The following is a 20,891-nucleotide window of genomic DNA, read 5'->3' on the forward strand; positions in this document are numbered from 1 at the left end:
GAAGCACTAGCTCAAGCTTATGCTCAAGTGACTGAGCAGGATTTTCGTAACTGGTTTACACATTGCTGTTACTGTACCTCACTCACGTGAAAAACGCTATATCTCTGTGCCGCTTCGTGGGGTGCGCTTTTCGTTCCTGCTAACAATCCAACGTTTGGGCGAGTTCCCAAGGGGAAATATGGGAGCAGTATTCCTGCCAGCATTGATGCTGAATTTTGAGATAGGCGCTCTTAAACGATGTACCTAGCATTTCAGTAAGAATGGTATCGCCTTCAAACGCCCGTAAAGCGTCGAGCAAATTCCCCGGCAAACGACGGACTTTTTCCGGCGGCAGGGGGTCGGTATAGTTGTTATTATCGCAACGGCTGCCCGGTTCGCGTTGCTGGGCGATGCCATCGAGTCCCGCTGCAATCAGGGCGGCGGGGAGGAGGTAAGGGTTCGCTGCGCCGTCGGCGAGGCGAAATTCAAAGCGTCCCGAGTCGGGGATGCGGATGGTATGGGTGCGATTGTTCCCTGCGTAGCTGATACTGTTGGGCGACCACGTAGCCCCGGAAAGGGTAACAGCGGCGTTAATGCGCTTGTAAGAATTCACCGTCGGGTTAGTCAGCGCGCACATTGCCTCGGCGGAATGCAGTACGCCTGCGATGAATTGATAAGCGAGAGTGGATAGTCCTAATTCGCCTTCGGAGTCGTAAAAAAGGTTAACTTTACCTTCTTTATCCCAGACTGAGAGGTGAGTATGGCAGCCGTTACCCGTGAGGTGGGCGAAGGGTTTGGGCATGAAGGTGGCGCGCAACCCGTGCTTTTCGGCGATGGTTTTCACCATATATTTAAAGAAGGCGTGGCGGTCGGCGGTGACTAAGATATCGTCGTATATCCAGTTCATCTCGAACTGTCCGTTCGCGTCTTCGTGGTCGTTTTGGTAGGCTCCCCAACCGAGCGCGAGCATCCCATCGCAGATTTCCCGAATCACTTCGTAACGTCGCATCAGGGATTGTTGGTCGTAGCAGGGTTTGGGGGAGGAGTCACGCGGGTCAGAAATGTCGTTTCCCGCCGCATCGAGCAAGAAATATTCGCACTCTACGCCGGTTTTAATCCGATATCCTAACGCTTCGGCACGCGCGATCGCGCGCTTCAGTACCACGCGCGGTGCTTGTTCGAGGGGCCGTCCTTCAATCGTCTGCAAGTCGGCGGGAAGCCAAGCAACTTCGGGCTGCCAGGGGAGTTGAAATAAGCTGTTTGCGTCGGGTATGGCTAGTATATCGGGATAGGCTGGCGTTAAGTCCAACCAAGCCGCAAATCCGGCGAATCCCGCACCGTTAGCCGCCATAGTATCGATACTCGCTGCTGGGACGAGCTTGGCGCGCTGCACGCCTAATAAGTCGGTAAAAGAAATGAGAAAGTAACGAATTTGGCGATCGCGGGCAATTTCAGAAAGAGATTGAGTCATTTTATAATGAATAATGAATAGGGAATAATGCTGGCGATTTAAATTTCCGATCGCTCGCTATTGACAGATAACAACTCCCGCACTGCATCGCGAATAAACCGCTCGTCTTCCAGGTTTTGATACGGATTGCCCGCTCGATGCCCCCAAATCGATTCAATGGGGCGATAAATAGCATCGGGAATTGAAGCGGCTTCGGCTTGGCAATCTTCGGGGGTAAAATACAGGTCGGTGCGAGAGGGCATCACTAAGGTTTTGGCTCGAATCGAAGCTAATGCTTTCTGGAAATCGCCTCGATAGAGGGGATTATCGCTGATATCGCAGCGCAACCAAGTATCGAGCATGGCAATGAGGTTGTGGGGATCTCGTTTTCGATAGTTGGCTTCCCACGCTTGCGATAGATATTCGTCGAGGGTACGCTCGCCTTGTTGGTGGAGGTTGTGACGGTAGAAGGCTTGGGAAGCCGCCCAACTCGCATAAATGAGGGCAAAGGTGTGAAAACCGCGCTCTGGCGTGGCGGTGAAACGCTCGCCATTCCAGGCGGGGTCTGCGGTTAGTGCCGCTCGCAGGCTTTTCAGGAAAATTTGGTTGTGGACGGTGACGCGCGCCGTGCCGCAAATGGCTGCAATGCGATCGACGCGATCGCGATACAATGCCCCCCAATGATAAGCTTGTTGTGCGCCCATCGACCAGCCATAGACTAAAGCGAGGCGTTCGATACCGAAGCTTTCCCGAAGCAGTTTTTCCTGAGCGCGGACATTATCGAGGTGGGTGAAATAAAAGCCTTGCTGGGCTAAACCGCAGCCCTTACAGTTGCTCGGCGAACTCGATAGACCGTTGCCGAACAGATTGGGGATAATAATAAACCAACGGCTGGGGTCGAGGATGCGTTCTTTCCCGATAAGCCATTGCGTCTCGAAGTGTTGCGCGCCGTAGGAAGTGGGATAAAGGATGACGTTGCTGCGGTTGCGGTTTAATTCGCCGTAGGTTTGATAAACCAGTTTCGCTTCCTGTAGAACTACCCCGCATTGCAATTCAAAGTCTTTCCACACAAAGCATTTTGGCGTTTCGCTCATGCGGTTTCGCGCCCCAACTGCGTGACGATTTCGCCATTCGCTCGCAGATACCCTTTAGCTAGGTGAACCCAACGGTCTTTTAAACGTTCGTGGGCGGTGGGTAAAGCGTGGAAGGGAATTGAGGGATAAAGGTGATGCTCGGCGTGGAAGGGCATATTCCACATCAGAAAACGGAGGGGAAACGCGGTTAAAGTGGTGCGGGTATTGGTGAAAGGATTGTTGTCGGTAGAGCAGTTCGCGTGTTCGGCGAGCAAAATCGCGCGTAAAATCGGCTGTCCGACGGCGAGGGGCAGTAACCAGTAGAGGACAAAGGCCCAAGGATGACCTAATAGTAGCGAGAACGCGATCGCAGTTCCATAGACCAATAACTGAATCCGCGTCGAACGAATCGTCTCCCCTCGAGCGGAATCCGGAATGAAAGAGAATTCTTCCATCTGTCCGGTGGCGACGCGCCAATGTCCGCGAATTTTACCCAACCACCAAGGAATGCCGCTGATTTGCCAGATATATTCTCCTAGATTGGTCGGTTTGGGGTCGCTCAATTCCGGATCTTTCCCCGCAATTTGGGTGTAGCGATGATGCCACTTATGATAGCGGCGGAAGAAGGTACTGTTATAAAACGAGAGCAAGCCAGCCAACCAAGCGACAGCATCGTTGAGGCGGGGATTGGCAAAAGCAGTCCGGTGACAATTTTCATGCAGCGGGGCGAACATTGCAGCGAAACTGAAGCCATAGACAACAAGGGCGGGCAACGCCAACCCAAGATTTGTCTGTCGAAAAATCGACCACAGTAAACCGCTTGTCAACATGACCCCTAAGTGACCGCTGAGGTGCAAGAAGCCACGTAAATTCGACTTTAGGTTTAAACTTGCTAAATCCCCAACGCTCAGGCTTTCGCGCGGCTTTTCTGCTACTCGTTCCAACTGCTCCTCCATCTTCAAACTTGTTGCAATGAGTCGTACCAATTTTTCTAGTCTCAATGCACTTAATCTTAGCGATTGCGGGCAATACCCGCCCTACCGTCAGTCAGAAATAGAGTAGAAACTCAATGGAAATTGGTATTATATCGATTGTATTCAGTTGGCTCGGAGCCTATTGTAGCTAGCGTTACCGAACTCTGTAAGCTCCTTGAAGTTTTCAATCGAGCGATGAGATCGACTGTCGAGGACGAATTGACAATTATTCCACAGATGGAGCAGGATTAAATTTTAAAGGAATTTCAATTCTAAACTCCGTTCCGACTCCAGGAGTCGAAATACAGTGTAATTTTCCTTTATGTTTTTCGACAACAATTTGATGGCTGATTGCCAACCCTAAACCCGTTCCTTTGCCGATAGGTTTAGTCGTGAAAAAGGGATCGAAAATTCTCGCCGCCACCTCTTCAGGCATTCCTAAAGCATTATCGATAATTGAGATAATCACCTCACTCTCTCCAATACTTTCCGTGCGAATGGTAATCGTGCTGGGATTGGCAGCAACTTCTTCCATCGGCAGGGCGAGATCTCGCTCTTCAAGGGCATCAACGCCATTCGCAATCAAATTCATAAACACTTGATTTAACTGACTGGCATGACATTCCACTAAAGGCAAATTTCCATACTCTTTAACAATTTGAATGTTGGGGCGATCGGGCTTTGCCTTAAATCGATTATTTAAAATGACCAAAGTATTGTCGATGCCCTCGTGAATGTCCACGGGCTTCATATCCGACTCGTCAAGCCGCGAGAAATTGCGAAGCGAAGAAACTAACTTACTAATGCGTTCTGCTCCCAATTTCATGGAAGACATTAACTTGGGGAAGTCCTCGCGCAAAAAATCGAACTCAACTGCCTCTATTTTAGATTCTATCTCTATCGGAGGTGAGGGATAATATTGACTGTATAACTCAACTAAAGAAAGCAAATTGTTCGCATACTCCTGTGCGTACCGGAGATTTCCCCCAATAAAATTAATCGGATTATTGAGTTCGTGGGCGACTCCGGCTACGAGTTGTCCCAAACTTGACATTTTTTCGTTGTGAATCAGTTGAGTTTGAGTTTGTTTGAGTTCGCACAACGTTGATTTTAGCTCTTTCGCTTTTTCGCGTTGTCTGGCTTCCGATTGTCGAAGCGCCATATTTAATTCAGCAAGTTCGTCAGCTTGACGCAAAACAACGTTAATAATTGCTTTGCGCAACTCTAGGGCAGCATCAATTTCATACTGCTGCCAAGAGAGAGAAGTCAAGCGCACCGTTTCTTTCCACATTTCAAAAGATTTGCGCGGGCAAAGTCCCACTATTCCATCCGAGCCAACTTGAGTTTGAGGAGATGGATCTCCCGCCCAGCGAACGGTTTGAACGATCTCTGGGCGAAACCAAAGGAGATATTTTTTGGGCTGGGGCGAGATTGCAACGGCTAACATTCCGCTGGCTACATCTTTATAGGCTGCGATTGCGGGTTCCCAACGAGCCAGACAATCGGTGTAGAAAATATTTTGCTGAAATGATTTATCGCCTAAACGTTTGAGTAATTTCTGAACGATTTCTCGGGGAGGTGTTTGTCCGAGGAGGACAATTTCTCTACCCGAGTAAATAGCGGCTCCTCCTGCTGAGACGAGCTTGAGAAAGTCTTGCTTGTGTTCGATAAGAGCATCTTGAAATTTTTCCGCGTTCGACATGGCTTCCAGCAAGTTGGATTGAATGGAAGAAATTTCGAGGCGGTATTGATAGTCGCGATTTTCTTCTTTTGTTAAAAGTTCGCTAGAGACAATTTGACAGAGCAGTTCGCAAGCGGCTCGCACTTGGTAAGAAATATATTTAGAGGATATATAATGGCAAACTACTAATCCCCACAACTTCTTGTTTTTAAGAATTGAAATGCCGATGGAAGCGCGGACTCCCATGTTGCGGAGGTATTCGATATGGCAGGGGGAAACCCCTCTTAAGACGGAAAGACTGAGATCGAGAGGTTGATTGTGAGGAATAATATAAGCCGGTGAAGCTTCGATATCGCAGATGGAACGGAACAGGTTTTTTAACAATAGATTTCTCGAGGCTTCGGGAATATCTAAGGCGGGGTAGTTCAGTCCGAGAAATGGCTCTAAATCTTCTCTTTTATCTTCAGCAATGACTCGACCGTTACCGTCGGGGTCAAATTGATAAACCATTGCGCGATCGCACTCTGTAATCTGCCTTAATTCTTGCGCGGTAAAATCGCAAAGCTCCTGCACGCTTTCTGCTTTCCTGAATTTCGCCAGCGAACCGCGAACTAGGGGGTAAAAATCTAAATCTTTCGCTGTCTTGAAGTTTTGTTTGGGTTCGAGTTCTAAGATAATACAATCTTCCTGACACTGAACGAGTCCGTCAAACTCCAGTTTTTGCGTCTGATTCTGAATGCAGATCGGGACGTGATTTGCACCTCGAGCGATTCGTTCTGTATCCGTACAAGCTTCTAGAGCTTCGATGTCATTTGCTTCGAGTAATACCCTCAAGTTCTTCCCTAACAAAAAATAAGGATCGATGCCTAATAATTTCAAGGTATTGTCGCTAACCCGACAAATATTAAGGCTATCTTTTTCTAAAACGAATAGAATTCCGTGCGACTGAATATAATCGCGAATACAAGAAGAATCCTCATTTTCGCCAATCATTATTTTTGGAAAGGAGCGCTGTAGGGGCAGGGTAAAGCGAGGTTCTCGGAGCGGCGGGGTATTCATAGCAGAGATGACATTTTGCAGATTTTTTATCGGGAAAAATTGAGGACGGACGAGACGTTTTTTCCCTTGACCAAAGGGAGTCACTTTAGCGCTTACGAGCGTCATATGTTCGTACAGTTACTAATAAACGTTCGCGTTTCCCCTCTGAAGGAAGACCCACACACCAAATCGCAAAATCTACAATTGTCAGATTGAGAATCCGGTCTTGGTGCTGAAACAGCAGACCGAGCATTTAGAAACTGAGAATCTAGAAACTGGGTTAGTCTGCTGAGTACACCCATTACTTCTAATATACTGAGTCGGAGCGCATATCGCCATCACTACCTCTAATATTCGTAATATTTTTTTAATATTGTGGAGGCAGTAGCTCCGCGCCTCGGTTGCTTGCCTAAGAATTATTTCTGCGGATAAGGCTCGATCGCGTATCGAGGATGAAGCTAGAATTTCCCCGTCAAGGTACGATAAAGTTCTCTGGTAGCATTTAATTATCCAAGGTGCTTATCCAGCCTGGAGTGAGGAGAAGACTATGAGCTATAGAATGGATCGTCGCGCTTATACGGAGACTTTTGGTCCAACGGTTGGCGATCGCGTCCGCTTAGCCGATACTGAATTAATTATCGAAGTCGAGCGAGATTTCACCACTTACGGCGATGAAGTGAAATTTGGCGGCGGTAAAACGATTCGCGATGGGATGGGACAATCCCCCATTACCCGCGCCGATGGTGCTGTCGATCTCGTCATCACCAATGCTTTAATCCTCGACTGGTGGGGCATCGTCAAAGCCGATATCGGCATTAAAGACGGCAAGATTCAAAAAATCGGTAAAGCGGGCAATCCCTACATCCAAGATAACGTCGATATTATTATCGGCCCTGCTACCGAAGCGATCGCAGGGGAAGGTAAAATCCTGACAGCGGGCGGTATCGATTCTCACATCCACTTCATCTGCCCGCAACAAATCGAAGTTGCGATCGCATCCGGTATAACCACGATGATAGGCGGCGGCACGGGCCCCGCTACGGGAACCAACGCCACAACCTGCACGCCGGGAGCTTGGAATCTGTATCGAATGCTACAATCTGCGGATGCTTTTCCGATGAATCTCGGCTTTCTCGGTAAAGGCAACAGCAGCAAACCGGAAGGATTGCGCGAACAGGTCGAAGCCGGAGCGATGGGGCTAAAATTACATGAAGATTGGGGAACGACACCCGCCGCGATCGATACCTGCCTCAGCGTAGCCGACGAGTACGACGTGCAAGTCGCTATCCACACCGACACCCTCAACGAAGCCGGATTTGTCGAAGCAACGATCGCAGCCTTTAAAAATCGTACCATCCACACCTACCATACCGAAGGCGCAGGCGGCGGTCATGCCCCCGATATTATCAAAGTCTGCGGTCAAGCCAACGTTTTACCCTCCTCCACTAATCCCACTCGCCCTTACACCGCCAACACTCTCGAAGAACACCTCGATATGTTGATGGTGTGCCATCACCTCGATCGCGGCATTCCCGAAGACGTAGCCTTTGCCGAATCCCGCATTCGTCGCGAAACCATCGCCGCCGAAGATATTTTGCACGATTTAGGGGCATTTAGCATGATTTCTTCCGACTCCCAAGCAATGGGACGAGTCGGAGAAGTGGTGATTCGCACCTGGCAAACCGCCCATAAAATGAAAGTGCAATTCGGCCCTTTAGAAGGGGATAGCAGCCGCAACGACAACGCCCGCGCCAAACGCTACGTCGCCAAGTATACGATTAATCCCGCGATCGCCCACGGCATTGCCGATGTCGTCGGTTCCGTCGAAGAAGGCAAGCTTGCCGATTTATGCCTGTGGGAACCTGCTTTTTTCGGCGTGAAACCCGAGATTATCCTCAAAGGCGGTTTAATTGCTTGGGCGCAAATGGGCGATGCTAATGCAAGTATCCCAACCCCGCAACCCGTCCATATGCGCCCCATGTTCGGCAGTTTTGGCGGTGCGATGTCCGCAACTTCCCTCACCTTTATCTCCCAAGCTGCGTTAGATGCAGGGATTCCCGAACAACTTCACCTGCAAAAAACAGCCGTCGCCGTTAAAGGAACGCGCAACCTCACCAAACAAGATTTAAAACTAAATGATGCCCTACCGGAAATCGAAGTCGATCCCGAAACTTACGAAGTGCGCGCCGACGGGAAATTATTAACCTGCGAACCCGCTACGGTGTTGCCAATGGCGCAGCGTTACTTCTTATTTTGAGTAGGTTTACGAAAATTACTTTAACTTGAAGAGGGCGGGTTTTGACGGCTGAATTTCCCTCATAACAAGGGTTTTAGCTAAACCCGCCCCTACAAATCCGATCGCACTTTTGTCCATTATCAATTAATAAAATTTCCGTTATCCATTATCAATTATCAATTATCAATTATCAATTATTCAACATCCCGTTATCCATTGTCCATTGTCCATTATCAATTATTCAACGTACCTCGTCTGACTTGTTCTTTTTCTATTGCTTCAAACAAGGCGCGAAAATTGCCTTCGCCGAAGCCTCGGGCGCGATCGCGGCGTTCGATAAACTCAAAGAAAAATGTCGGTTCTGGGAAAATCGGTTGGGTAAAAATTTGCAGCAATAAGGGGGCTTTCTCGCGCTCGGCAACTTGAGGATCGATGAGAATTTGCGATCGCGCTAATGCCTCCCATTCCCGAACCGATAAATTTAGTTGCGGATGCTGTTGTTGCACGCGATCGTAATAACTCGGCGGCACTTCTAAAAACGATAAACCCGCCCTTTTCAGTTGACAAATTGATTCAATTATGCTTTTGGTTCGCAAAGCAATATGCTGCACCCCCGCACCGCCATTAAAATCGAGAAACTCCTGAATTTGAGAGCTTGCCGAAGTCGGTTCGTTGGCTGGAATTTGCACGCCGCTGGTTGGATGGACGAGAACTTGCGAAAGCAGCCCGGACTTCTGGGTTTGAATGGCAAACGTTTGCTGGCGCTCGAATCCTAAAGCACGTTCGTACCAACGCGCCGTCCGCTCTAATTCCCCAACCGCGACATTCAAGACGAGATGATCGATGCGATCGATCGCGGGGATGCGATCGCAGCAAGGACTCAACGCGATCGCCCAATCCTCCGGCAAAATTGGCGTAATTCCCCGCCGTTCCACCAATGTATGCCTTAGCGGAACCCGCCCGACAATCGTACTCCAGCGCATCGTCCCAGCCGTGAATTGCCGCGCTTGAATTGGCTCGAGGGTTCTCGTTTCCGGTACTGCAACAGCCCGCTCGAGCGCCGCATCCAAATCGGGAACGAGAAACGCCACCTCAGCCACTCCCGGCGGGTGCGATCGCAAATACGCCGCCACCGGACTCTCATCGCGCAGAGGAGAACAAAGTACAAACACAATCTCGCCACTCATCACGATTTCCGCGCGCGTCTGCCCGTCGCTGCCACCCCCCACTGCCTGAAACTGCATCGCCCGCGCGAACCAGTCGCGCCATTTTTCGGCATCATCCACATAAAAGCAAACGCGATCGATTTTCATACTTTACTAATTTCGACTGCTTCACACATCTTTACACGCCCTTGCAAAGTCGTGCTTGCCTCTTCCGACCGATCCTGCTTAGACTAATAAAGCTCCGTCCCAGTCGTTGCGAGCGACCAAACGCCGCAAAATCCCGACCCAAATCCCGGAAATTCGTGCAATTGACTCAATTATGGCGCAAGATATTCACCCACAAACCGCTTGGTCGAACTTATTGCAACAACTCCTCGATAGACAATCTCTCACGCAAGAACAAGCATCGCAACTGATGCAAGGATGGCTCGACGAACAAATTGCCCCCGTCCTTTCGGGTGCGATTCTCGCGGCACTCCAAGCCAAAGGCGTATCGGCAGAAGAACTGGCGGGGATGGCAAGCACCTTACAGGCGCAATCGCTCCAACAACTTCCCCTTCAACGCGATAAACCCGTTATCGATACCTGCGGCACGGGCGGCGATGGAGCTTCCACCTTTAACATTTCCACCGCCGTTGCCTTCGTCTGCGCGGCCGCAGGCGTTGCCGTCGCCAAACACGGCAACCGTTCCGCCTCCAGCAAAGTCGGTTCTGCCGATGTCTTAGAAGCCCTCGGCGTTCGTTTACAAGCCCACCCCGACAAAGTTCGCGCCGCCCTCGAGGAAGTCGGCATTACCTTTTTATTCGCTCCCGGCTGGCATCCTGCCTTAAAAGCTGTTGCCGAGCTTCGTAAAACCCTGAAAGTCCGTACTGTCTTCAATTTAATCGGCCCTTTAGTCAATCCTTTACGTCCCACCGGCCAAGTGATTGGCACTTTTGATAGCAAACTCGTCCCGATTCTCGCCGAAGCGCTAGAACTGCTGGGCATTCAAAAAGCAATTGTCCTGCACGGACGAGAAAAACTGGACGAAGCGGGGTTGGCTGACTTAACGGATATGGCGATCGTTTCCGACGGGAAAATGCGCTTAACCGTACTAAATCCTACTTCGCTCGGTTTGTCCTATGCCCCGACTAGCGCCTTAAAGGGCGGCGATGTAGAAGAAAATGCCGCAATTTTACGCAACGTACTGCAAGGAAAAGGGACGCAGCCGCAAGAAGATGCAGTGGTGTTGAATGCAGCTTTAGCACTGCAAGTTGGCGAAGTCGTACCTTTTGAAGATCGCGATCGGGGAATTGAGTTGGCGCGAGCGGTTATCAAGAGCGGTGCTGCTTGGTTGAAGTTGGAGGCGTTAATTAAGTTTTTGGAGAGTTAAGTAGGATGAGGTAAAAAAAGTGCGATCGGATTCATCGGGGCGGGTTTAGCTAAAACTCTTGCTATGAGCTACATTCAGCAGTCAAAACCCGCCCTCTTCAAGTTAAGGTTATTTCGTCAACCTACTTAGAGCAAACCGTAAATAAATAGATTAAAGAGTCTCTAGAGCCTAGGCACACAAATAAGCAGGTAAGGGTTCAAAAGCTTGACGCGCTTCTAGTTCGTTAAGAATGGTATGAGCGGTTTCTTTGCCGATGAGAGAACGCAACAGATTTAAGCGCGTGCCGGTGTGAATTTCAGTTTGGAGTTCTTCGATCAGTTGAATTTTTTGGCAGCGAGACAGCGGTCCTAAAACGCGGTTCACGGCAGCAACAACGCTCTGCGGTTCGGTTTGTACTCGGCGCAAGAAGTAAACGAGGGCTTCGACAATGACTTGTCGCGTTTCGGGAGTGAGAGGGTTTTGTTTGAAAAGGGTAATGCCGGTGGTGTGATGGCGCGATTCGTCTTGCAGGAAACCCGTCAAGATGTTGGCGAGTTCGGGATTTTGGCAATCGCTGGCAAGGGTGCGGTAGTGGCTGAGTACCCAGCCTTTGAGGACGACTTGGAGAATAAACAGGAGAACGGTTTTATCTTGATGCTCGATTAAGTCGGTTAGGAACCGCAGGAAGGGGTCATCGGTGACGGTAGTTTGATGAAGGGGTAAGAAGCGGAGGAGTTGGGTGAGGTGATAAGTTTCGTCAGCACTGAAGAGAGCGTAAAGCATTCGTTCGTCGGTGCTTTCGGAAAGTGCGACCATTTTTGCCATGTAGCTGATGCCTGCTTTTTCAATGAAGTAGGCTTCTTGGAGGAGGCTGAGGCTGGCGATTTGGAGGATGGCGTTTTGTTCTTGGGGAGTGGCTTGTTGGAAAAGTTGAGCGCGTTGGAGGTTAAAGTGTTTGGCGTTCCAATAGCAGGCGCTTTCTTCGGTGGGATGGGGGAGGGATAGGGGGCTGTGGGGATAGCGGGAGAGAGAAGCCGCAGCGATCGCACTATCTCGACTGCGGTTTTGAATAGTAGAGGATAGGACTCGTTGGAGTTTGTTGGATTCTGAGGCGTGGGGGATGTCAAAACTGGCCGTTTTATAAAGCTGACGCATGGATACTCCTCACAAACATTCTTTAACAAGGGAATTTAGGATCGAGGTGGCGATGTTCTAGGGATCTGCTTCGCGGCGCGTCGGGTAGAATGCGTTGAGACCCGTAATTTAAATTTGTGCATCTCGACCGCTGCGCGATCGCAACGGGAGCCTTACGATCCTCGCGAAATCGTCAACTCGACGGGCTAGCTCGGATTCTTTAGCTAGGAGCTAGATTTGAGTTTATGGTAGTTTTCTGTTACCCAACAATTAGTCGTCAGTGTGCCACTTCCGGAAGTCCACTACCCGCCCCGACATCGCACGCCATCCATCAAGCAAATAGGGCGGATTTGCGGTTCGCCCGCACGTAAAGAAAGGTTAAGTACGAGTTGCTTCTTCATTCAACTCTCGAAGCCGCTACTTAGATTTCTCGAACTTAATCTTGGGAACTATAAGAGCGCATTTCCAAGTCTGCGACTCCTACTGTGCGACGAAGAACTCAATATTCTTCAAGTCTTAAGGTGCTATAGATCCAGCAAGAGCTTTTTGAGAGTCTAGCTCGATATTTTTGAGGGTCAGTCCGCACGATCGCGGGGAACGCGAGCAAATTTTCCGGCTCGATTATTGGTTTTCCGGAGAAACGCCGTAAAATTGTAAGCAATAGTAACCGCTGGGCGATCGCTTTCACTTAACGATCTAGCTAGAACGATAGATTTTTGAGGTCTTGAAAACTATTATTCTTTAGAAAGACCGAAAGCTACGCTCCCCTCATATCGGACAAAAATGAACGCTAACTTATGCCAAAGGCGTTGCGTGCCAGGAAAAACTGTTTGTGCCGTAGCAATTTGACGGTCAAATTTTTGCTAGATCGCCAGAAAGATGATTGTCAGAGGGAATCAATGGTGGAGCTAACTAACCGGGACAGTATTTTAATTGTTGACGACAATCCCACAAACCGGAAAATTTTATTTAAGCTTTTAGATAAGTCTGACTTTCATATTGTCGAAGCTTGCGATGGCATGATGGCACTGGAGCTAGCCTTACAATATACGCCAGATATTATTTTGTTGGACGTAATGATGCCCGGTATGGATGGTTTTGAAACCTGCAACCGGCTCAAAGCTGCTAAAGCAACCCAAGATATTCCTATTATTTTCACAACTTCTCTATCCGATACCGATAGTAAAGTTAAAGGTTTGAGCTTGGGTGCGGTCGATTATATCACAAAACCTTTTCAAAAAGATGAGGTGATTAGCCGCATTCGCTTGCATTTAAAGTTGCGCTCTCTCAATAAAGATTTGCAGCAACAAAATGAATTATTGGTGCGAGAAATTACCGCACGTTTGGAAGCTGAATCGGAACTCCATCAACTCAATCAAGATCTCGAGGAACGAGTTAAACAACGCACGTTGGAACTGACGCGGGCGTTGCAAGAACTGCAAACGGCGCAGGAAGAGTTATTAACGCGCGAGCAGCAACTCGAGTACGATGCGCTGCACGATGCTCTAACCAACCTCCCAAACCGCACGGGGTTTATGAAGCACTTAGAACGAGCGATCGGGCTGTACGAGACGCAAGCCGCGCGGAATGGCTCGACTCCCTGCCTCAACGCTAGCAGGCTGGAATTGGCTGCTACCAACTCAACGCTGTTTGCATTGCTGTTCATCGATTTAGACCGCTTTAAAGTGGTCAATGATAGCCTGGGACATTTGGTGGGCGATGACTTACTCAAAGGAGTTGCAAGTCGCTTGCAAGCTTGTTTGCACGGAAACGGAACGATCGCGCGTTTCGGCGGCGATGAATTCATGATCTTGCTCGAAGACTTGCACTCGGAACGAGAAGCAATCGCGATGGCTCAACGCATCCAAGAGCAACTGCGACATCCCTTTATTGCCAACGGCTACGAACTCTTCACCGAAGCCAGCATTGGCATTACCTTAAGTACGATGGGATATCGCTCGGCGATTGACGCGCTGCGCGATGCTGACATGGCAATGTATCAGGCCAAACAGTCCGGGCGCGGCTGCTATCGTATCCTAACGCGGGATAGGAAAGAACAAGCGGTCGATCGGATGCACATTGAAAACGAGTTGCGATCGGCGTTGCAATTGCTCTACAACAACAAAATTGAAACGCGCCCACCTCATTCGGAGTTTTTCCTCGAATACCAGCCGATTATTTGCTTGCCGACCGGTCAACTCCGAGGCTTTGAAGCCTTAGTACGTTGGAATCATCCCAAACGCGGCCGCATCTCGCCAAGTCGATTTATACCCGTCGCCGAAGAAACCGGACTCATTAACCCGCTGGGATGGTGGCTGCTCGAGGAAGCCTGCCGTCAAATCGGAGTATGGCGACAGCAATTTCCCAAGCTTTCTCCCTTCGTCATGAATGTTAATGTCTCAGCGGTACAGCTAAAGCAAATCGATTTTATCGAGAAGGTGGATTCAATTCTCAAACATACTCATTGTCCGGGAACGTGGCTGAAATTAGAAATTACTGAAAGTTGTCTGCTGGAAACTTCCGATCGCGATGTCGAAATCCTCAAGCAGTTACAAAAAAAAGGGATTCGGCTGTGCATTGATGACTTTGGCACGGGGTATTCTTCCCTCAGCCGCCTGCACGAGTTTCCGATCGATACGCTCAAAATCGATCGCTCTTTTGTCAAACGTTTGGATCGCGAACGTTCGGAAGTCGTTTATACGATTATTAAGCTCGCCCACAGTTTGGGGATGGATGTCGTTGCTGAAGGTGTAGAAACCTTGGAACAATTAGAAAAGTTACGCTTATTTGGTTGCGAATTGGGGCAGGGCTTTTTGCTCTCAGAACCCTTAGTCGGTTCCGCCCTGATTCCTCTACTGGTTATCCAGGATGCCCGCTTTAAGGCTCGCTACCACAGCGAACCTTCGGGACAAAGCACTGGCTAAAGTTTTAGCGGCGATAAGCGCAGGCAAACCGCTCGATCCCGGCTAGGTCGGAGAAAATCTGCACGTTGTCATAGCTGCCGCGAGCTTCGAGCAGTGCGGTAACTTGTTGGGCTTGACCGGCCATCATTTCCACCAGCCACAGTCCGCCGGAACGCAGATAGTCGGGAGCCGCATCCACGAGAATTCGCAGGCAATCTAAGCCATCTGCGCCGCCATCCAGGGCGAGATGCGGTTCGTGGCGCGCGACTTCGGGTTGCAGGGAGGCGAGCGCCGTTGTAGGAATATAGGGGGGGTTGGAGACCATCCCACAAATTTGTCCTTTCAGGTGTTTGAGCGGCTCGAACCAGGCTCCCTGGTAAAATTTGATGTTTTTTTCAAAACCGCAATTTCGGGCATTCTCGCGAGCGATTTCAAGGGCTTGGGGACTGAGATCGACGGCGTGGATGGTGGCGGCAGGAAAACCCGAGGCTAAACCGATCGCGATCGCGCCGCTGCCCGTTCCCAAATCGACCCAATGTTGGGGCGGATCGAGACTGGTACTCCGAGAGGCGATCGCTAAATCGATCGCCAGTTCCGTTTCCGGACGCGGAATCAAAACATCAGGCGTAACCTTTAACTGTAAGTGTCTCCAAGTCGTCTTTCCGGCAAGATACTGCACCGGGACGCAATCTTGAAGGCGTTGTTGCCAGAGGCGAACGAGTTCGGGGAAGGGAATTTGTAGTTCGATGCGCGCTGCGGGACTAATCCCCAAGCGCAAGGCGAGGCGATCGAGAGTGCTAAAAGCGCCAATCAACCAATCGACTTCGTAGGGCGAAATTCCCGCCGCGATCGCTGCGACCTTTGCTTCTTCATACCACGCTCTCAGTTCCTCTCCCGATACTAGCAGCAAACTTGACACCCCATTAATTGAGACTTTCCTTCGAGTTTTCTCTCGCGCGAGCGATGGGCGCTGCATTACCTACTGTCCATCGCTCGCCCGGTAGTCTAACGTCGATTCTGGGGATTTTGTTGGTTCTGTTGATTTTGCTGTTGAGCTTGCTGTTGAATCGACCGAATAAACGCAATCGAATCCTGAGAAGGAACGAGAGTGATGCGACTGAGATTATTATCGTTACTCGTCTTCAGGGTTTCGATCAAGGCTTCTAACGCCACCACTTTAAACTGAATCTCAGAAGCGCGGTTAGGCTGTGCTTGTTTGAAGCGATCGACCATCTGTTGGAGTGCTTCCCGCTCGAAGAAAAAGGGAACAACAGTTTTACCGTTTTCTTCGAGCGTAATCGAGTCTTGACCTACGGTTGCATAAAATAACGGCACGCCAACAAACTCTTGCGTCATCGAGCGTGCATTTTGAAACTGCTGCTGGATGGGGACGTACTCGAATTGAATTTCGCGTTGGGAGCTAACGTCGCCATCGATATTATAAGCCTGCGCGAGCGGCAATACGGCAATTCTGGCACCGTTGGCAACTTGAGGATTGCTCTGTTGGAGCTTTTGCAAAAATTGTTGCGCGTCCTGCTGGCTGAGGAAGCGAGGCGCGATCTTTTGGTTTTGCTCCTTTTGATCGATAAAGAGAATCTTATTATCGTTGGAAACAATAAAGAAGACTGGGGTTGGGCCGAGGGCAGAACTCACCTGCTCGGCAGGAAGCGCTAAAACTGGGGCGATCGAACTGAAAACCGTTGCTAAAGCGATCCCTCCGATGGTGCCGATCGCGGCACTCCAAGACTTTAAGGCTTTAATCATTGCTTGTAAACTCAATAACAATACAAGAGGTTAAATCACTTTAACCTCCTAGGAAGCAAAACTAACGTCGCGGCGCATTTTGAGCGCCATTTTGAGCGCCATTTTGAGCGCCATTCTGAGGGCTATTTCCTCTCAGGCTTTCTAAAAATGCGGCTGATTCCCGCGAAGGGACGAGCAGAATATTTTTAAGGAATTCGTCATTGCCATTGTTCAGCGCTTGAATGATCCCTTCTAAAGGGACAACTTCAATTTTGACGTTCATATTTTGAACGCGCTCTTGCAGTTGCTCTTTATCAAAGAAGAAAGGAATCATCGGTTTGCCTTCAATCTCAACAGTGAGGAAGCCTTGTTGCTCGCCCGCTCCTCGCGCTACAAAGAGGGGAACGCCTCGAAATTCGCTGGCTTGGGGATTCTCCTGCTTGATAACTGCTAAAGCCTGGTCAACTTGTGCTTGGGCTGGCACGTAAGCGAAGCGAACATTATCATTCCCCGCTTGACCGGCTTTATGGTTGATTTGATAAATTTCGCCAAGAGAGACGGGGACAACTTGCACTTTGCTGCCAATTTCAGGGCTATCGCGTTTGAGTTCATCGATAAAAGCTAAAGCGTCTTTCTGGCTGATAAAAGCCCCTGCAAAAGAAGGCTTACCCGCTTCCGCTGCAACTAAAGGCGCGCCTTCGCTATCGGTGACGGTAAAGACGGGGATCGGCTGGAGTTGCGCGAAGACTTCCTGTTCGGTTAGCGCGAGCGCTGGGAGGCTGCCTCCGCAGAGACCACCGATTAAGGTACTACCGACTAGACCGAGCGTTGCGCTCCAACGTGCAATTGATTTTTTCATGCGTTGCTTACCTCGAACGAATTAGAAAGTAATCTTCCTGACAGATTAAGTTTTGTTAGGCTATCTTGCCAAAATCCTAACCGATGTTACTAGCTTTGGATAATTTTGTGTGACTGCGATCGCAGTGGCATAGTTCCACTCGTCGTTTAAGTTCTAATTTACGTTACTTCAGCCTTATTGTTCGCCGAGCCAGCGTTTTCTTTTAGCGTCTTACCTTAAAGGGCGCAGTTTCTGAGGTTAAGGATACCCAGCCAACCCCCAATACTTCTCCCCAAAATAGAAGTCCCCCTCGAGAAACTCGACGGGGTTTTGCAATCGTCCTGCGATATTTTTGTACTGACAAGCAGAGTCCAAAAGTTTAATATTTTTTCCTCAGACCTGCCTAAACTTTTCAGTAGTCCGGTTGTACACTTAGGGAATGAGTCACGCTTTGGTCGCAATGGGGGTTAAGGACAGCGTGAATCAAACAGTGGAAAACGGCTAAAAGCCTTGACCTGTGTCAATCGGAGCGGCGGGATTTGAACCCACGACCCCTACTACCCCAAAGTAGTGCGCTACCAAGCTGCGCTACGCCCCGACACGATTAACTAGAATAGCACGACTCCTCGAAATTTTTCAACCCTTTTAAAAAACAGTTAAGGTGCGGGCGGCTTCGAGTAAGGGCAAAATTGCGTGAGAATGCCAATTTCCTTCGCACTGACGGCTGCAACTGAGTAGCAAACGCACTTCATAAGCATGAGGATAGCCTTCGGCTTCTAACCAGAGCGAATTACTTTCTAATTGGCAAGCAATACGCTCCTCTTCCATGAGTTCGTTCGCTATCGAATCGATGGTTACTGCTAATCGTTCCAATAAGCGGCAAAAATCGCTCAGTTCGGCTTCGGTTAGCTCGAAAGCCCAGCCATCTCCTCCGACTAAGCCTTTATATACAGGAGCTTCTGGGTTCCATCCTAACCGCCACCCGGCTCCCTCTTTCATAACGCGCTGGTCAAGCATCAGCTGTTGAATCCGCGAGCGATATCCCAGGACACAATATTAACAGAAAAAAACATTTCTAGAACTCTCGGAGCGAGAGCCTAGAAATGTTTCTCACAGAATTCAAATGCAATTTTCAACTTTTAAATTTCAAATTGTGTGGGTGAGAACGGCTTAGCCTTGGTTAAAAGGTAATTGGGGTCTCGTGTTGGCGAACTAGCGAGTCTAATCATTGTCCCATTGCTCGGAGCCGATTAAGTCGCCGATGCGATCGCGCAATAAGAAATCGCACTGCTCGAGTTCGACTTCAACGCAAACCCACTCTCTAGCGGGAATATACTGACAAAGAACGTAGATGGGCTGCTGGCGATCGATGCTTCCGCGCTCGACCAAATGACGGGCTTCCTCGCGGATGAAATCGATCGTGTAGGATGCAGAAATGGTTGGTGATGCTGTGATAGAAGTCATAATGTTTCCCGTAAATCTAGAAATTTAGGCGTACACTACTGGTTAAGTTAAGCCATCGCTAGCTCGTTGCGTTCTCCCCTTCAGTATAAAGCGTTACAGATTTAACGGCTCGCTAAATAAGAATTATAAAAGTTTTAACTCCGAAAGACAATTCGTTCTGAGGTAATGAGGTGCGAGCGAGTCTATACTATCTTCCTTCACATTTTGGGTACAGAAGCGAGTACAGCGTCAGGAACTAGGTTAGACAAATGCGTCTCCAACGAACTTCTTAGCACGATCGCGCTCGCCCTCAAAAAGAATTTGACTGACGAGAGCTTGCGAATTCGGGGTTTGTCCGTAAGAGAAAATCCAAGGGAGATCGTGCGGAAGACAATTGCTAAACCACTCCCACACATAAGGACTACCGTATATCGCCAAGCCTCCAATTCTACCAGTTCTTAATAAATTTTTAAAGCAATCTCGGGCGTTCGGTAACAATCCAATGCTGCCGCGAAACGGATTTCCGCGACTAAACACTTGGATTATAGAACCGGAAGGCAATTCATTGAGGTTGAGCCATTGCTGCTCGATGAGTTGCAATTTGTAACCCAATCGGGTAGGAACGGCGATCGCGGCGGTATGGGAACCTAGAAAAGGGCAATTCAGGAGGTTATCGACGACGACGAGATTAACGGGAGTTTCGCCGCGAGCGAGCGGGGGGAGGGGAAAAACACCGCTGGATTTCAGGGATTCGCGCGCGATCGCCTCGGCAGTTTCCAACGCTTCGGGCGAACTCACTGCCACGGTTAATCCTTCCTCAGAGGGTGCGCTGCACGCCTTTTCCTTTGCTTTCCCAATGCGTTCTAGGGCGCTGTGAATTCGCTCGATTGGGATGCGCCCGCTTTCGACTGCCGCACAAACCGCTTCTACGGCTGCTTCTGGATCCTGCGGCATTAATAGTATATCTGCTCCTGCTTCTACTGCTAACACGCAAGTTTCTCGAAAGTCGGCAAAATTCGCTACACCGCCCATCACAAGCGCATCGGTGACGATTAACCCCTCAAAGCCCAACTCCTTGCGTAATTTTTCGGTTAAAATTGCGGGCGATAGTGTTGCTGGATACTTTTCATCCCAAGCCGATACGCGCAAATGAGCGCTCATGACGCTATCGACTCCGGCTGCGATCGCGGCTTGAAAGGGAGGAATTTCGACTTCTGCAAGGCGCTTGTTACCGTGGGCAATGGTGGGCAGTTCCAAGTGAGAATCGGTCGCCGTATCGCCGTGGCCGGGAAAATGCTTCGCTGTCGTTAAAACTGAGTACGGTTTTGCGCCTTCGATAAAAGCTGCTGCAAGGTGGCTAACAGCGATCGCCGTTTCCCCAAAAGCGCGGACGTTGATAACGGGATTGTCGGGATTATTATTAACATCGACGACGGGAGCAAGAACCCAATTCATTCCGATCGCTTGAGCTTCTTTTGCGGTAATTGCGCCCATCTTCCGCGCGAGTTCTAAGGCGCGATCGTGCGGTTGAATCGCGCTCAACGCCATCGGCGGCGGGAATTCTGTCGCTCCGGCAAAACGCTGTCCTACGCCTTCTTCAATATCGGCAGCAATCAGAAGTGGGATTTTTGCTAAAGATTGAAGTTGTTGAATGCGCAAGCTTAATTCCGCCGCACTGCCCCCTAATAGAATAACGCCGCCCACTTGCAATTCTGTTATCCAATTGTGCAATTTTTCATTGGGAGGTTCCCATTGCGGGTAGCGAATTTGCGAGTCGAACACCGTTCCGGATGCTCGCACCACAACCATTTGAGCGACTTGTTGTTTGAGGGAGAGAGTTTGAGCGTCAAGTTGTTTTAACATTTTTGGATGAATTATAAAT

Annotated in this window: 15 protein-coding genes and 1 tRNA gene; 3 read left to right on the plus strand and 13 right to left on the minus strand. The window is 49.5% G+C overall.

What is annotated here, in order from left to right; genetic code table 11:
* Positions 1–139: 139 nt before the first annotated feature.
* The 4 genes from glnT to H6G50_RS17655 all read right to left on the minus strand — a co-directional run bounded on the left by glnT (position 140) and on the right by H6G50_RS17655 (position 6,321).
* A complete protein-coding gene (gene glnT / locus H6G50_RS17640) occupies positions 140–1,450 on the minus strand; it encodes a type III glutamate--ammonia ligase (protein ID WP_190719099.1) in 1,311 nt (436 codons plus the stop codon).
* A gap of 38 nt (positions 1,451–1,488) precedes the next feature.
* Positions 1,489–2,523 (minus strand): alpha/beta fold hydrolase, encoded by a 1,035-nt coding sequence (locus tag H6G50_RS17645; RefSeq protein WP_190719102.1) that lies wholly within the window; start codon positions 2,521–2,523, stop codon positions 1,489–1,491.
* On the minus strand, positions 2,520–3,458 hold the full coding sequence (locus H6G50_RS17650) for a fatty acid desaturase family protein (protein ID WP_190719278.1): 939 nt from the start codon (positions 3,456–3,458) through the stop codon (positions 2,520–2,522). The genes H6G50_RS17645 and H6G50_RS17650 overlap by 4 nt, the downstream gene beginning before the upstream one ends.
* 244 nt (positions 3,459–3,702) lie before the next feature.
* Positions 3,703–6,321 (minus strand): ATP-binding protein, encoded by a 2,619-nt coding sequence (locus H6G50_RS17655; RefSeq protein WP_190719105.1) that lies wholly within the window; start codon positions 6,319–6,321, stop codon positions 3,703–3,705.
* 421 nt (positions 6,322–6,742) lie between these two features.
* Between H6G50_RS17655 and ureC the strand changes: the two genes are divergently transcribed.
* Positions 6,743–8,452, plus strand: a complete 1,710-nt coding sequence (gene ureC, locus H6G50_RS17660; protein ID WP_190719108.1) for an urease subunit alpha — start codon at positions 6,743–6,745, stop codon at positions 8,450–8,452.
* 212 nt (positions 8,453–8,664) lie between these two features.
* Here the strand turns inward: ureC and hppD are convergent, their stop codons facing one another.
* Positions 8,665–9,744 (minus strand): 4-hydroxyphenylpyruvate dioxygenase, encoded by a 1,080-nt coding sequence (gene hppD, locus H6G50_RS17665; protein ID WP_190719113.1) that lies wholly within the window; start codon positions 9,742–9,744, stop codon positions 8,665–8,667.
* Positions 9,745–9,916: 172 nt separating this feature from the next.
* Here hppD and trpD point away from each other — a divergent pair, with 172 nt between their 5' ends.
* Positions 9,917–10,969 (plus strand): anthranilate phosphoribosyltransferase, encoded by a 1,053-nt coding sequence (gene trpD, locus H6G50_RS17670; RefSeq protein WP_190719279.1) that lies wholly within the window; start codon positions 9,917–9,919, stop codon positions 10,967–10,969.
* 168 nt (positions 10,970–11,137) lie between these two features.
* On the opposite strand, the gene H6G50_RS17675 is transcribed toward trpD, so the two are convergent.
* The gene (locus H6G50_RS17675) at positions 11,138–12,103 is read right to left on the minus strand and encodes a ferritin-like domain-containing protein (RefSeq protein ID WP_190719116.1); all 966 of its coding nucleotides are present in this window, start codon (positions 12,101–12,103) and stop codon (positions 11,138–11,140) included.
* Positions 12,104–12,981: 878 nt separating this feature from the next.
* Between H6G50_RS17675 and H6G50_RS17680 the strand changes: the two genes are divergently transcribed.
* A complete protein-coding gene (locus tag H6G50_RS17680) occupies positions 12,982–15,006 on the plus strand; it encodes an EAL domain-containing response regulator (RefSeq protein WP_190719120.1) in 2,025 nt (674 codons plus the stop codon).
* A gap of 4 nt (positions 15,007–15,010) precedes the next feature.
* Here H6G50_RS17680 and prmC read toward each other — a convergent pair whose 3' ends face one another.
* The 7 genes from prmC to H6G50_RS17715 form a co-directional block, all read right to left on the minus strand.
* Complete coding sequence (prmC, locus tag H6G50_RS17685; RefSeq protein ID WP_190719123.1) at positions 15,011–15,961, minus strand: peptide chain release factor N(5)-glutamine methyltransferase; 951 nt, start codon at positions 15,959–15,961, stop codon at positions 15,011–15,013.
* Positions 15,962–15,990: 29 nt separating this feature from the next.
* Positions 15,991–16,749, minus strand: coding sequence for a Tic22 family protein (locus tag H6G50_RS17690; protein ID WP_190719126.1), 759 nt, complete (start codon positions 16,747–16,749; stop codon positions 15,991–15,993).
* A gap of 61 nt (positions 16,750–16,810) precedes the next feature.
* A complete protein-coding gene (locus H6G50_RS17695) occupies positions 16,811–17,587 on the minus strand; it encodes a Tic22 family protein (RefSeq protein WP_190719129.1) in 777 nt (258 codons plus the stop codon).
* 503 nt (positions 17,588–18,090) lie between these two features.
* A tRNA-Pro gene (locus H6G50_RS17700) sits at positions 18,091–18,164 on the minus strand.
* Positions 18,165–18,211: 47 nt separating this feature from the next.
* Positions 18,212–18,583, minus strand: a complete 372-nt coding sequence (locus tag H6G50_RS17705) for a DUF1818 family protein (RefSeq protein ID WP_190719131.1) — start codon at positions 18,581–18,583, stop codon at positions 18,212–18,214.
* A 204-nt stretch (positions 18,584–18,787) separates the two neighbouring features.
* Positions 18,788–19,030, minus strand: coding sequence for a DUF4327 family protein (locus tag H6G50_RS17710; RefSeq protein WP_190719133.1), 243 nt, complete (start codon positions 19,028–19,030; stop codon positions 18,788–18,790).
* A gap of 240 nt (positions 19,031–19,270) precedes the next feature.
* Entirely contained in the window at positions 19,271–20,872 is a 1,602-nt protein-coding gene (locus H6G50_RS17715) for a glycoside hydrolase family 3 N-terminal domain-containing protein (protein ID WP_190719136.1), read from the minus strand.
* Positions 20,873–20,891: the final 19 nt, after the last annotated feature.

The organism is Oscillatoria sp. FACHB-1406 (assembly GCF_014698145.1).
Lineage (GTDB): Bacteria > Cyanobacteriota > Cyanobacteriia > Cyanobacteriales > Spirulinaceae > FACHB-1406.